18 protein-coding genes are annotated in these 13177 nt (G+C 63.8%); 16 read left to right on the plus strand and 2 right to left on the minus strand.

Translation table 11 applies throughout. The features are described from left to right. Positions 1 to 146: 146 nt before the first annotated feature. The 4 genes from BerOc1_RS17630 to miaA are packed head-to-tail and all read left to right on the plus strand — an operon-like array spanning position 147 to position 3761. Entirely contained in the window at positions 147 to 1754 is a 1608-nt protein-coding gene (locus BerOc1_RS17630) for an MBL fold metallo-hydrolase RNA specificity domain-containing protein (protein WP_071547233.1), read from the plus strand. 2 nt (positions 1755 to 1756) lie between these two features. Beyond that, positions 1757 to 2317, plus strand: a complete 561-nt coding sequence (rsmD, locus tag BerOc1_RS17635) for a 16S rRNA (guanine(966)-N(2))-methyltransferase RsmD (RefSeq protein ID WP_071547234.1) — start codon at positions 1757 to 1759, stop codon at positions 2315 to 2317. Then, positions 2305 to 2832 carry a pantetheine-phosphate adenylyltransferase gene (gene coaD / locus BerOc1_RS17640; RefSeq protein WP_071547235.1) on the plus strand — a complete coding sequence of 176 codons (528 nt, stop codon included), beginning with the start codon at positions 2305 to 2307 and terminating at the stop codon, positions 2830 to 2832. Before rsmD ends, coaD begins: the two co-directional genes overlap by 13 nt. Then, entirely contained in the window at positions 2829 to 3761 is a 933-nt protein-coding gene (gene miaA, locus BerOc1_RS17645; RefSeq protein ID WP_071547236.1) for a tRNA (adenosine(37)-N6)-dimethylallyltransferase MiaA, read from the plus strand. The genes coaD and miaA overlap by 4 nt, the downstream gene beginning before the upstream one ends. Here miaA and BerOc1_RS17650 read toward each other — a convergent pair whose 3' ends face one another. Next, positions 3762 to 4250, minus strand: a complete 489-nt coding sequence (locus BerOc1_RS17650; RefSeq protein ID WP_071547237.1) for a SixA phosphatase family protein — start codon at positions 4248 to 4250, stop codon at positions 3762 to 3764. It abuts the gene before it with no gap. A 156-nt stretch (positions 4251 to 4406) separates the two neighbouring features. Between BerOc1_RS17650 and BerOc1_RS17655 the strand changes: the two genes are divergently transcribed. From BerOc1_RS17655 to pgsA, 3 genes are read left to right on the plus strand one after another with little or no spacing between them, the layout of a single operon-like run. Beyond that, entirely contained in the window at positions 4407 to 5348 is a 942-nt protein-coding gene (locus BerOc1_RS17655) for a TP0624 family protein (RefSeq protein WP_071547238.1), read from the plus strand. Next, positions 5341 to 6243, plus strand: coding sequence for a hypothetical protein (locus BerOc1_RS17660; protein WP_071547239.1), 903 nt, complete (start codon positions 5341 to 5343; stop codon positions 6241 to 6243). The genes BerOc1_RS17655 and BerOc1_RS17660 overlap by 8 nt, the downstream gene beginning before the upstream one ends. Positions 6244 to 6261: 18 nt before the next feature. Then, positions 6262 to 6828 (plus strand): CDP-diacylglycerol--glycerol-3-phosphate 3-phosphatidyltransferase, encoded by a 567-nt coding sequence (gene pgsA, locus BerOc1_RS17665; RefSeq protein ID WP_071547240.1) that lies wholly within the window; start codon positions 6262 to 6264, stop codon positions 6826 to 6828. 271 nt (positions 6829 to 7099) lie between these two features. On the opposite strand, the gene BerOc1_RS17670 is transcribed toward pgsA, so the two are convergent. Then, positions 7100 to 7300, minus strand: coding sequence for a twin-arginine translocase TatA/TatE family subunit (locus BerOc1_RS17670; RefSeq protein WP_071547241.1), 201 nt, complete (start codon positions 7298 to 7300; stop codon positions 7100 to 7102). Between the two features lie 242 nt (positions 7301 to 7542). Here BerOc1_RS17670 and BerOc1_RS17675 point away from each other — a divergent pair, with 242 nt between their 5' ends. The 9 genes from BerOc1_RS17675 (at position 7543) to ilvN (ending at position 13096) form a co-directional block, all read left to right on the plus strand. Next, complete coding sequence (locus tag BerOc1_RS17675; protein ID WP_071547242.1) at positions 7543 to 7914, plus strand: hypothetical protein; 372 nt, start codon at positions 7543 to 7545, stop codon at positions 7912 to 7914. 16 nt (positions 7915 to 7930) lie between these two features. Then, positions 7931 to 8713, plus strand: a complete 783-nt coding sequence (locus tag BerOc1_RS17680; protein WP_071547243.1) for a hypothetical protein — start codon at positions 7931 to 7933, stop codon at positions 8711 to 8713. A 16-nt stretch (positions 8714 to 8729) separates the two neighbouring features. Continuing rightward, positions 8730 to 9410 carry an HAD family hydrolase gene (locus tag BerOc1_RS17685; protein ID WP_071547244.1) on the plus strand — a complete coding sequence of 227 codons (681 nt, stop codon included), beginning with the start codon at positions 8730 to 8732 and terminating at the stop codon, positions 9408 to 9410. Between the two features lie 85 nt (positions 9411 to 9495). Beyond that, entirely contained in the window at positions 9496 to 9804 is a 309-nt protein-coding gene (locus BerOc1_RS17690; protein ID WP_071547245.1) for a YggT family protein, read from the plus strand. A gap of 23 nt (positions 9805 to 9827) precedes the next feature. After that, complete coding sequence (locus BerOc1_RS17695) at positions 9828 to 10331, plus strand: DivIVA domain-containing protein (RefSeq protein ID WP_071547246.1); 504 nt, start codon at positions 9828 to 9830, stop codon at positions 10329 to 10331. A gap of 21 nt (positions 10332 to 10352) precedes the next feature. Beyond that, entirely contained in the window at positions 10353 to 10649 is a 297-nt protein-coding gene (locus BerOc1_RS17700; protein WP_084641745.1) for a DUF167 domain-containing protein, read from the plus strand. Between the two features lie 20 nt (positions 10650 to 10669). Continuing rightward, complete coding sequence (locus BerOc1_RS17705) at positions 10670 to 10900, plus strand: DUF465 domain-containing protein (RefSeq protein ID WP_071547248.1); 231 nt, start codon at positions 10670 to 10672, stop codon at positions 10898 to 10900. 3 nt (positions 10901 to 10903) lie between these two features. After that, a complete protein-coding gene (gene ilvB / locus BerOc1_RS17710; RefSeq protein ID WP_071547249.1) occupies positions 10904 to 12595 on the plus strand; it encodes a biosynthetic-type acetolactate synthase large subunit in 1692 nt (563 codons plus the stop codon). Between the two features lie 9 nt (positions 12596 to 12604). Then, positions 12605 to 13096, plus strand: coding sequence for an acetolactate synthase small subunit (ilvN, locus tag BerOc1_RS17715; RefSeq protein WP_071547250.1), 492 nt, complete (start codon positions 12605 to 12607; stop codon positions 13094 to 13096). The last annotated feature ends 81 nt before the right edge of the window (positions 13097 to 13177 follow it).

Consider the following 13177-nt stretch of genomic DNA (forward strand, 5'->3'; position numbering starts at 1 on the left):
AAGGTTGCCTGGACACGGTTTATGGGGCATGTAGTCGGGGCGGCGGATGCAGGATCCCGCCGACTGCTTTACTACACTGATTTTGTTCCGTTCGGAAGGGGGTTATATTCCGGCTTTCCGGCGGAACGGCAACGCGAGGACAACGTATGAAAGTGACCTTCATGGGCGCGGCCCGGACCGTCAGCGGCTCCTGTTACATCCTTGAATGCGGAGGCAGGCGGTTCGCCGTGGACTGCGGCATGCACCAGGGCAACCGGGAGATCGAGAAACGCAACTGGAACATCGACGCGTACGCCCCCAAGAAGCTGGACTTCATCCTGATCACCCACGCCCACATGGACCATACCGGGCTGCTGCCCGCCCTGGTGGCCAAGGGTTACCGCAATCCCATCTACTGCACCGCGCCGACCCGCGACCTTCTGGAGATCATGCTCCTGGACTCGGCCCACATCCAGGAGATGGAGGCCGAGTGGGACAACCGCAAGCAGCGCCGCACCGGCGGCGACATGGTCAAGCCGTTGTACACCATCGCCGACGCCGAGCGGACCACGCCGCTGTTCGCGACCATCGAGTACTCCAAGACGTTCGAGCCCGTGCCGGGCGTCAAGGTGACCTACAAGGACGCCGGGCACATCCTCGGCTCGGCCTTTATCGAGATCGAGTACGAGGAGGACGGCAAGCGGACCAAGGCGGTCTTTTCCGGCGACCTGGGCAGGCCGGAGCAGCTCATCGTCAACGACCCTTCCGACATGGAGTGCGTGGATTACCTGTTTATGGAGTCCACCTATGGCAACCGCAACCACGTGGACGAGAAGGGCAGCCTGGAGGAATTGGCCGAGGCCATCGCCTACAGCTACGGCAACGGCGAGAAGGTGGTCATCCCGGCCTTTGCCGTGGAGCGTTCGCAGCAGATCATCTATTCCCTGTTTCTGCTCAGGAAGCAGGGCAAGCTGCCTGCGGACATGCCGGTCTACCTGGACAGCCCGCTGGCCATCCGGGCCACGGAGATTTTCCGCAAGCATCCAGAATATTTCGACGAGAAGACCCAGGAATACATCCGGAACGGGGAGAACCCCCTGGACCTGCCCAATCTCCATTTCACCCAGACGCGCGAGCAGTCCCAGGCCATCAACGAGACCGAGGGGCCGGCCATCGTCATCTCGGCCAGCGGCATGGCCAACGCGGGCAGGATCAAGCACCATCTCAAGCACAACCTGTGGCGTCCCGGGGCCAGCGTGGTCTTTGTGGGCTGGCAGGGCGTGGGCACGCCGGGCCGAAAGATCGTCAACGGGGCCGAGAAGATCACCATCTTCGGCGAGGAGGTCCTGGTCAAGGCCAAGGTCTTCACCATCAACGGCTTTTCCGGCCATGCCGGGCGCGACGAGCTTCTGGGCTGGCTCGGGACCATGCAGGGCAAGCCCATCAAGATCATGCTCGTGCACGGCGAGGCCGAGGTCCAGACGGAGTTCGCCAAGCTGATCACCGAGAAGTTCGGCTTCGAGGTGCACATCCCCGAATACATGGAGATTCTGGAACTCGAACCGGGCAAGGAACTGGCGCCAGTGGTGGACCTGGAAGTGGCCCGGCCGCGCGTGGACTGGGAATTCCTGTTGGCCGACTCCGAGACCCTGTACCAGGAGCTGCGCAATCGCATCCGGGATGTGGAAAAGCGCCCGTGGGTGGACCAGGCGGAGCTGCGTGACAAGCTCCTTGGCATCAACCGCACCATCGTGGAGCTCGTCTCCGAGATGTAGCCGTGCGGATTGTCGGAGGCCAATACAAGGGGCGCAGGATTCTGACCTGCGAGGGCCCCGGATACCGTCCCGCGACCATGAAGGTGCGCGAGTCCGTGTTCTCCATGCTCACGGCGCGGGGCGTGGATTTTCAGGATGCGCGGGTCATCGACATGTTCGCGGGCTCCGGCTCCCTGGCCCTGGAGTGCCTCAGCCGGGGCGCGCCCACGGCCTGGTTCGTGGAGAAGAGCCCCAAGGCCGCCGCGCTCATCCGTCGTAATTTGTCCGATCTGAATGTGGATAAGTCCCGATACAGGGTGGTCTGCAAGGACCTTTTTGGTGTATTGTCCAAAGGCCCGGAGCGCCCTTTCGACCTGGTCTTCATCGATCCGCCCTACGGCCGCGACCTGCTGGTCCCGGCCCTGACCAAGGCGCTCGAGAAAGGCTGGATCGCGCGGGGCGCGCTGGTCCTGGCCGAGGTGGAGAGCGCGGTCGCCCCCCCGCAGGACGGGCCCTTGGGGGACATGGAATTGCTAACCGACCGGGAGTACGGTCAAACCAGGATTTTACTATGGCGAAATTGAACCCCAGGCTGGCCGTGTACCCCGGCACGTTCGATCCTCTGACCATGGGTCACGTGAGTCTGACCCGCCGCGGGCTGAAGGTCTTCGACAACATCATCCTGGCCGTGGCCGAGAGCACGCCCAAGAAGACCCTGTTCACCGTGGGCGAGCGGGTGGCCTTGGCCCAAGACGTGTTCCGCGACGAGCCCAGGGTTTCGGTGGCCTCCTTCGACTGCCTGCTCATCGACTACGTGGAGAGCAGGGGGGCCGGGGCGATCATGCGCGGCCTGCGCGCGGTCTCGGATTTCGAGTACGAGTTCCAGATGGCGCTCATGAACCGCAAGCTCAAGTGGGAGATCGAGACCGTCTTCATGATGACCGACTTCAAGTGGATGTACCTGAGTTCCACCATCGTCAAGGAAGTGGCCCAGTACGGCGGCGACATCCGGGGGCTCGTCCCCGGCCCGGTGGCCACGGCCCTGTCCGTCAAGTTCGGCGTCAAGCCCCAGGACTGGGGGCACAACCACTACATATGACGAGCGCCCGGCCTCCCATCGTCTGCCTTCTCGGCCCGACCGGCACGGGCAAGACCTCGGCGGCCATCGCCATCGCGGGCCGTCTGCCCGCCAGCGTGATCAATTTCGACTCCCGCCAGGTCTACCGCGACTTTCCGGTCGTCACGGCCCAGCCCGACGCGGAAGAGCGCGCCGCCTGTCCGCACCATCTCTACGGCTTCCTGCCCACGGAAGAGAAGATGACCGCGGCCCGGTTCGTGGAACTGGCCGTGGACAAGATCGAGGAGGTGCGCGGCCAGGGGCGGCTGCCCATCCTGGTGGGCGGCACCGGCCTCTACCTGCGCTCGTTGCTGTCCGGCATAGCGCCCATCCCCGAGATCCCCGGGGAAATCCGTCGCCAGGTCCTTGACCGCGTGGCCGAGGAAGGGCCCCAGGCCCTGCACGCCGAGCTGTCGCGAACCGACCCGGACTACGCGGCGAAGATCCACCCCAACGACACCCAGCGTAACGCCCGGGCCGCCGAGGTCTATTTGGCCACGGGCCGGACCATGACCTGGTGGCACACCGAGAGCGAGCACGCCCCGGCGCCGTACGGCGCCCTCAAGGTGGGCATGCGCATCGCCCTGAGCGACCTGGAGCCTCATCTGGCCGCGCGCATCGACGTCATGTTGGAGCGCGGAGCCCTGGACGAGGCGCAGGCCGCCTACGGGCGCTGTCCGGACCCGGACGCGCCCGGCTGGACCGGCATCGGCTGCGCCGAACTGCTCGGCTTCCTGCGCGGGGAACTGACCATGGCCGAGGCCCGCGAGAAATGGGTCAGGAATACCAGGGCGTACGCCAAGCGGCAGATCACCTGGTTCAACAAGGAAGCCGACATCCACTGGTTCGCGCCCGGCGAGAACGGGCCCATAGCGGACCTGACGGAGCGGTGGCTTTCGGAGCGGGGCTGATCAGCTTCCGGCCAGGACGGTCAGTTGCGCCGGGGTCATGGCCCAGTTCAGGGTCCCGGCGGACTTGCCGGGGGGCAGGCTGAACTGCATGAGCCCGCCGTTTTCCACGCGGACGTCCACGCTTTTCCCCGGCGACAGGATGGCCGAGGCCAGGAGGCTCAGGGAGGGCAGGTGTCCGGCGATGAGTATGGAGTCCAGTCCCTCATATTCGTTGATGAATTTCAGCGTGTCGGCGGTCGGGGCCATGGCCTTGACCGCGTCCGTGACCACGACGCGCTCCACGGGGTAGCCGGTCGTCTCGGCCATGATCTCGGCGGTCTGGATGGAGCGGACCTTGGAGCTGGCCGCCACCAGCTGGAAACGCAGGCCGAGGATGGCGGCGGCCCGGGCTGTCTTTTCCACCTGTTCGCGGCCCACGGGGCTCAGGGGCTGGTTCGGGTTGACTTCCTTGGGCAGGCAGGCGCCGTGCTGCATCAGGTGGATAAGCATGTCTCGCTCCGGGGTTGATTGGCGGTATCCCGTAAGGCTACCACCGGTCACGCCGGGCGGCAAGCGGCTTGCGGAAATCCCGCAACCACGCTACATGGATGATGCCTTGGCCATCCCGGCCGTGCGAGGCCTTGAACACTTCAGGACAGTTATCAGATGTCGTTTCGAATATTTGTTCCCATCATATTGGCGTTTCTCCTTTTTACCGCGCCCGCCCAGGCCTTTGACGGGCTCGTGCAGGCCTTCGGGGCCGACGGGACCATTGCCTGGGGCTCCGGCGATCTGGCCGTGGTCCGGTCCATAGAGGGCGCGGCCACGGACGAATCCGACGCGGCCCTGTCGCCGCTCTCCGTGCGCAAGGCCGTGGTCCAGGCGCGCAAGCGGCTTCTGGACATGGTCCTGTCCGTGCGCATCGACGGCCATCAGACCGTGGGCGCGTTCCTGTCCGGGGACAGCGACCTGGCCGCCCAGGTCCGCGGGCTCATCCAGAATTCCCTGTACCGGGGGCCGGGCCTCTATGACGCGGCGGGCACGGTCCGCGTGTCCGAGCAGCTTCGGGGACAGCTGGCCGAACTCATCCTGCCCAACACCGTCCAGTTCCAGAGCGGCATCCCGCCCCGGCTGTCCACGGCCACGGGGCAGGGCGTGATGGACATGCCCGACAACGCGCCCGAGGAAGTGGGCAGCGGCACGCGCGGCTACACCGGCGTGATCGTCGACGCGCGCGGCCTCAAGCTGACTCCGGCCCTGGCCCCGGTCATCTACGGCCAGGACGGGTTCGGCGCCTACGGCTATTTCCAGGTCGGCCGGACCAACGTGGCCGACAAGGGCATGGTCGCTTACGCCGTCGATGACAACCCCAAGGTGCTGGCCGAACGTGTCGGCAACCGGCCGCTCATGGTCAAGGCCCTGAGCGCCTACGGTTCCTGGCGGACCGATGTGGTCATTGCCGCCTCGGACGCCCGGCTGGTCCGGGCCGTGGTCAAGACAGGTTCCATTGCGGACGGATGCAAGGTGGTCATCCTGGTGGATGCACCGGAAAAGTCGCCCGAGAACGCGGGCGCGGCCCGGAAGGCCGAGGGAGAGGGCGATGCGTAAATATATTTTCCTGCTCACCATGACCTGCTGCCTGCTGGCCGCATGGCCCGCCCTGGCCGGCCAGGTCCGGGTCTTCGAGTCCATGGCCGAAGGCATGTCCCAGCGCGACCTGCGCGACAAGGCGCGTGCCCAGGGGTTCGCCCAGGCCGTGCTCGACGAGGCCAAGGTCATGCTTGCGGACAAGCTTCCCGAGACGCGCACCGCGCTGCTCAAGGAATACCTCCTCGGCCACGCCGAGCCGTTCATCCAGGGATACAAGGTCGTCTCCTCCCAGGATTTCCCCGAAGGCCTCAGTCTGACCATGGACGTTCGGGTGGACCGCAGAACCCTGCGCGACAGCCTCGGCGGCATGGGCTTCTTCGCCACCCTGGCGCAGCCCCAGCCCGCTACCGTGGTCTGGCCCGGCGACCTCACCGACGAGGAATTGCAGGCCCTGCACCATCTCATCAACCTGACCGGGATCGCGCCCACCGAGGGCGGTTCCCCGGTTTTCACTCTGGAGCGTGGCAGCGACAAGGGTACCTGGAAGTGCCACCTGTCCTATGAAGGCCAGGAATGGCTGGCCATCAACGGTGACATGGCCACGGCCTGGTTCACCCTGTGGCCGAGGTATTTCGACCGGCCCACGGCCCAGGCCGCCCAGGCCGGCGGTGAGACCCTGACCGTGTCCGGCTGGTTCTCGCCCGACGGGGTACTGGAATTCGACCGTGTGCTGCACGGCTGGGACGGTGCGGTCCAGAACGCCCAACTGGTGACCATGGACATGCAGCCCTCCGGGGCCGGAGCCACCTGGTCCCTGTCCGTCATCAACCGCGCCCGGCTGGAGATGCTGCTCAACGCCTTCCTGCCCCAGCGCGGCCTGAGCTTCCACCTGGCCGCCGAGCCCCGGGGCTAGAGCTGCGAGAGGGGACCCGTGCCGCGCGACGCCATCTGGACCGTTCCCAACATCCTGACCATCGTCCGCATCCTGCTGACGCCGCTCTTTGTCGTGGCCTACGTGGGCGAGAACTTCAATCTCGCCTGGATGCTCTTTCTCGTGGCCGGGCTGACCGACGCCTTTGACGGCTTTCTGGCCCGGGTCTGGGACCAGCGCACCCAGCTTGGGGCCGTGCTCGACCCCCTGGCCGACAAGGCCCTGCTGGTCACGTCCTTCATCTGTCTGGCCGCCAAGGGCTGGATTCCCTTCTGGTTCGCCGTGCTCGTGGTCAGCCGCGACCTGATCATTGTCGGCGGTCTGGCCGTACTCAACTTCCTCGGCGTGGACGTCAAGAACCGCATCCGGCCCATCTGGATCAGCAAATTCAATACAGCCGTACAGATCGTCCTCGTGGTCGCGGTCATGATCCACCGCACCTTTGCCCTGGACTACGGCTATCTGCTCGGCACCCTGGTCGCCATAACCGCCGTGTCCACCAGCCTGTCCGGCATTGCCTACGTCCGCCGGGGCTTCGAACTCTTCTCCGAACAGGCCGAAGGGTAGGGTGAGGCGCCCCCGGCCCTCCATCCCCTTTCCCCTCCTAAACTTTTTGTATGCGCATTCGCGCGGTTGGAGGGGGGCGAGAAAGTGTGTGCTTTGGTGAGGACGGGGAGTGATGACGGTTGTTGTTAAAGTGAAGGATGAAGAATTGGCGCGAACGCAATGATCACGAAGCGGCATCAGGGGAGCGCCCTGGCCGCGCCGAAGGCGCAAAAAAAGACCCGGTCACAAGGGCGATCGGGTCCGAGAGGGCTTGGTTGGAGGGAGAAAGCGGTTAGCTGTCCTTTTTCTCGTCGTCGGAGTTGGAGGATTTGGGGGTCACGTCGATTTCGTCAGGCTCGCTGGTGGCCTTCTTGAAATTGCTGATGGCCTTGCCGATGCCGCCGCCGATTTCCGGCAGCTTCTTCGCGCCGAAAATGACCAATACTATCAAGAGAATGATCAAGAGTTCCCAAACGCCGAATCCGCCAAACATATATAGCCTCCAATTGCGTGAATGACTTCACGATTATTTGTGCTAGAGGCTATACACCCGCCACCATGCCCAGTCAAGGACGGCGGATCATTCGCATGGAGCGGCCCCGGCCCGATTCGGGCTCGGAAAAGGGCGGTTTGACTTTACAATTGAATGCTCGGGCTTTACATCTGTCCCATCGGCACAGGATGACCGGCCGGAGGAGGGCAGGTCGTTCCGCACGCATTGAACCAAAGGTAGGAATGGGCAAGATTTCCCGGCTGCCGGGCACTGATTGTCGGCACCACATCAACGGCCGCTGCCTGTACGAGGAGTGGCTCAATCCCGGATACACGAAGTCATGGCGCTGCCAGGTCACGGCCCGGTGGGAGTCTTCCTTTGACGACTTTTTGCGCCGCGCCGAGTATTTCGGCGTGACGGAGGACGCGGTCCCGGACCTCTGGGGCCGCCAGTTCCAGCGTCTGGCCCGGGACACGTTCCACTGCGGGATGTACACATACCGGCAGGGCGCGGCCGCACCGGGCTGCGGCCATCATCTGGACGGGGTCTGCGTCATGGGACTGCCCCGGTGTTACGGGCGGTGCCGCCATTTTGGCCCGGCCGCCGACGAATAGAACAAGGAGAACGAGCATGCTGCTGGCTTTTCCCTATATGCATCCCGAACTGTGGTCCGGCGACGACCTGGACGGGCTGACTTTTTTCGATCCGGGCCTGGCCGCCGAGCCGGACCCGCACGCCTTCCGGCCCGGGGGGCTGCCGCTCGATCCGAAGACGGCCGGGGCGCTGATCAACGACTGCATCCGTTTCGGCGAGCAGTTCAAGGACCCGGGCGAGATGGCCTATTTCGGAGCCGTGACCGTCGACGACTTCTACGAGGGATCGTCCATGTCCATCCAGGCCCAGCTGTCGCGCCAGTTCGACGACGGCAAGGGGACCAGGCAGGAGCGCGAGGCGCGCGAGGCCGCGTCCAAGGCGCAGTTCGTGCTGCTTCTGGCCTGGGCGTTTGAGGAGCGCATCCTCGAACTGGCCGGTCTGGAAGAGGGCATCCGCAGCGGTTGGGACGCCATGGACCGGACCATCGGCGTGGACGAGGAGGACAGCCTGGGCGAGCGCGAGACCGCCTTGGGCGAGACCCTCAGCCACACCGGGGGGACGTCAGACGGCCAGGAAATCCAGTTGCCCTGGCAGCGCGTGATCGAGGCGCTGCCCGCCTTTGTGCCCGAGGACACGGTCCTGGTCTGCGCCGATCCCGAGATTTTTGAGGTCTGGGAGGAGTTCGGCATCGCCTTCGAGCAAGGGGAGGACGGACATTTGCGGGCCACGGCCCCGGCCTGGAAGTTCGGCTGCCGCCGCCGGGAGCCCCAGGGCATGCCCGCCGCGCTGAAACGACTGACCGTCGCAATTCTCAAGTAAACCCCGGAGAGGATACATGGCGATCGCCAACCCGTTGATGAACCCCCGTCTTGTCGAGGGCCTCAAGACCATCGTTTTCGACAACGACGGGGTGCTGATCGATTCCTACGAGGCCAACATGGTCTATTACGGCACCATCCGCGAGAAACTGGGCATGCCGCCCATGAACGACGCGGAGCGCTATTTCGTGCACTCGCGCACCCACGACGAGGCCGTGCGCCATATCGTGCCCGAGGACAGGCTCGAGGAGGCCTTCGCCATCGGCTCGACCATGAACCAGGCGGACCTGGCCCCGTACTTCAAGCGTTCGGACGGCATCCGCGAGTTTTTGTGGTGGCTGCGCGCGGCCGGGTTCAACCTGGCCGTGAACACCAGCCGGGGCGAGTCCATGGGGTTGATCCTCAAGCTTACGGACCTGGAGGGCTTCTTCCACCCCATCGTCACTTCCTGCGTGGTCAGCAAGCCCAAGCCCCATCCCGAGGGGCTGCACCGGATCATGCGCACCCACGGCGTGCGCCCGGACGAAGTGGCCTACATCGGCGATTCCATCGTGGACCAGCGCGCGGCGCGGGCCGCCGGAGTGCGCTTCTGGGCCTACCGGGACCCCGCGCTGGAGTCCGATCTGTTCATCGAGGATTTTTGGGACATCCGGGCGGCCATGCAGCGCTGCTACAAAGGGTGTGCCCCCGCGTTTTAGGACTTGATTCTTGCATTACCGTGTGCGAAATTACCAACATTGATACTCATCGCCGGTGTTTAGTGCCGCGTCGTCAGGAGGCCCCATGGACTTGATTGTCCAAGCAATCGCTACCGTTATTGATATCGTTCTCTCCGCCTACTTTTGGGTCGTCATCATATCCGCTCTGCTCTCTTGGGTGAACCCGGACCCGTACAACCCCATCGTGCGTTTTCTGCGCGGCGTCACGGAGCCTGTTTTCTACAAGATTCGCAGCTGGATTCCGTTCGCCGTGGTCGGCGGTTTCGACCTTTCGCCCATCGTGGTCCTGCTGGCCATCAAGGTCTGCCAGATCGTGGTGGTGGGGAATCTCGTGCGGCTGGCCTATTCGTTGAATTCAGGCAGTCCCATGTAGCCCTTTGACCAAGGAGGACCGAGGTGACCGTTTCCAAGATCGATTTGCTCAACAAGCAGTTTTCGCGCGGCCTGCTCGGCTACTCGCGCATGGAGGTCGACCAGTTCATGCTCGAACTGGCCGAAGTCCTGGGCGACGCCGCCGATGCACAGAAGGGCATGCGTAAGAAGATCAAAAGGTTGGAGAGCGCCCTCAAGGAGTACCGCCGGCGCGACGAGACCCTGCGGGACACCCTCATGTCCACCCAGAAGATGGTCGACGACCTCAAGGTCGCGGCCGGGCGCGAGGCGCAGCTCATCCTGGACGAGGCGCGGGCCAAGGCGGACGACACCGTGCGCAAGGGCCACAACCGGCTCGCCCAGATCCATGAGGAGATCGAATCCCTGAAGCGGACCCGCACCCAGTTCGAGGTCCAGCTCAAGGGCATGCTCAACGCGCATCTGGAGATGCTCGAGCGCAGCGACCCCGAGCGGGAGAAGGTCGAGGAGATCGAGTCCAAGCTCAAGTACCTCAAGAAGGTCGAGTAGGGGGCGCGTATTTCACGGCCGGTGTTCGTCTCAAAGCGGGAGTCGGGGTGGTCCCTCGACGTCTGGGCCCAGCCGGGCGCCAGGAAGGACGAAATCGCCGGCGAGTACCAGGGGTGCCTGAAGGTCCGCCTCAGGGCACCGGCGGTGGACAACAAGGCCAACAAGGGCCTGGTCGCGTACATCGCCCGTTTGTTGCGGTTGAAAAAAAGCCAGGTGGAGATCACCTCCGGCCATTCCAGCCGGAAGAAGAACCTGGCACTTAATACAGCGGGAGAGCCGGACTGGGGAAGTCTTCTTTCAGGCTTGTCACCGCGTTAACCTGTAAAAAGGAGCAGCACATGGAAGCCAATGACCTTGATCTCATCGAGAAGTATGGGGCCGAAGACACGCAACTCAAGGCTCTGTGGGACCAGCATATCAATTATGAGAAAATGCTGGATAAGCTCGAGTCCAAGTCCTACCTTTCTCCCACGGAGATGCAGGAGATGAAGGAACTCAAGAAGAAGAAACTGGCGGGGAAGACGACCCTGTCGTCGCTGCTCGAAAAATACCGCCAATTGGAGGCATAGCAAATGAAGTTGACCGGGGCCCAGATTCTGCTCAAGTGTCTGGAAAAGGAAGGTGTTGATGTCATGTTCGGTTTCCCCGGGGGAGCCGTGATCGACATTTATGACGAGATACCCAAGTCGTCCGTGGAGCACATCCTGGTGCGTCACGAACAGGGCGCCATTCACGCCGCCGACGGCTATGCCCGGGCCACCGGCCGGGTAGGGGTATGTCTAGTCACCTCCGGCCCCGGCGCCACCAATACCGTGACCGGAATCGCCACGGCCTACGCCGATTCCATTCCGGTCGTCATTTTCACCGGTCAGGTGCCCCGGGCCCTGATCGGCAATGACGCCTTCCAGGAAGTGGACATCGTCGGGATCACCCGGCCCTGCACCAAGCACAACTACCTGGTCCAGGACATCAATGACCTGGCCAGGACCGTCAAGCAGGCCTTCTACCTGGCCCGCAGCGGGCGTCCCGGCCCGGTCCTGGTGGACCTGCCCAAGGACATCCAACAGCAGGTGGCCGAGTTCAGCTATCCCGAAGAAGTGTCCATGCGCAGCTACAAGCCGACCAAGAACCCGCACATCGGCCAGATCCGCAAGGTGGTCAAGCTCCTCAAGAAGGCCAAGCGGCCGCTGATCTACTCCGGCGGCGGGGTGATCACCTCCGGCTCCCACGAGGAACTGACCTGGCTCGGGCGGAAGCTGCACATCCCGGTGACCTCCACCCTCATGGGGCTGGGCGCGTTTCCGGGCGACGACGAGCTGTTCCTGGGCATGCTCGGCATGCACGGCACCTTTGCCGCCAACATGGCGGTGAACAACTGCGACCTGCTCCTGGCCGTGGGCGCGCGGTTCGACGACCGCGTGACCGGCAAGGTGGACACCTTCGCGCCCAACGCGACCATCGTGCACATCGACGTGGACCCGACCTCCATCCAGAAGAACGTCTCGGTCCAGGTGCCTCTGGTGGCGGACTGCAAGCCCGCCCTGGCCGCGCTCAAGACCGAGACCGAGGGCACGCTGGACGAATACGACTGGGCCGCCGACCACAAGGAGTGGGTGGAAAAGGTCAAGGGCTGGGCCAAGGAGCACCCCCTGACCTACAAGGACGACACCGAGGGCATCAAACCGCAGTACGTGGTCGAGAAGATCTACGAGATCACCAAGGGCGACGCCATCATCGCCACCGAGGTGGGCCAGAACCAGATGTGGGCCGCCCAGTTCTACAAGTACCAACGGCCGAACACGCTGCTGACCTCCGGGGGGTTGGGCACCATGGGCTACGGCTTCCCGGCCGCCATGGGCGCGCAGCGCGCCTTCCCGGACAAGCTGGTCATCGACATCGCGGGCGACGGCTCCATCCAGATGTGCATCCAGGAGATGATGACCGTGGTCTGCAACAAGCTCCCGGTCAAGATCGTCATCCTGAACAACGGCTATCTCGGCATGGTCCGGCAGTGGCAGGAGCTCTTCTACGAGAAGAACTACTGCGCCACCTGCATGGACGCCCAGCCCGACTTCGTCAAGCTGGCCGAGGCCTACGGGGCCGCCGGTTTCCGGGTGACCGAGAAGAAGGACGTGGAGAAGACCCTGCGCGAAGCCTTCAAGGTGGACAAGCCGGTCATCGTGGACATTCGCGTGGAAAAGGAAGAAAACGTCTATCCCATGGTCCCGGCCGGAGCGTCGCTGACCGAGATGCTGTTGGTTTAGGAGGCCGTGATGAGCAAGCACACTCTTTCCGTGATGGTTGAAAACGAACCGGGCGTCCTGTCCCGTGTGGCCGGACTTTTTTCCGGCCGCGGCTTCAACATCTACTCGCTGAACGTGGCCCCGACCCTGGAGAAGGGCGTCTCCCTCATGACCATCGTGGCCGAGGGCGACGACGCCATCGTCGAGCAGATCGTCAAGCAGCTGCGCAAGCTGGTACCCACCATAAAGGTCAAGGATCTCACCGAACTGAAGTCCGTTGAACGCGAAATGGTCCTGCTCAAGGTCAATGCCGAGGATTCAAAACGCGCGGAGATCCTGCGTATTGTTGACATCTTCAGGTGCAAGGTTGTAGACGTGAGCGTCGACGAGCTGACCATTGAGGTAACGGGCGACCAGGGCAAGATCGGCGCACTCGTCAATCTGCTCACCCGCTTCGGCATCAAGGAAGTCGCGCGCACCGGCAACGTGGCCATGCGCCGCTCCATGCAGATCGACCTATAATTTGCAACCAGGCGACTCACCGGGCCAGGAGTTCTCTCCTCGCCCGGCTTTTTCGCATGTTCATATAATTCAAGCCGTTGT

The organism is Pseudodesulfovibrio hydrargyri (assembly GCF_001874525.1).
Taxonomy (GTDB): domain Bacteria; phylum Desulfobacterota; class Desulfovibrionia; order Desulfovibrionales; family Desulfovibrionaceae; genus Pseudodesulfovibrio; species Pseudodesulfovibrio hydrargyri.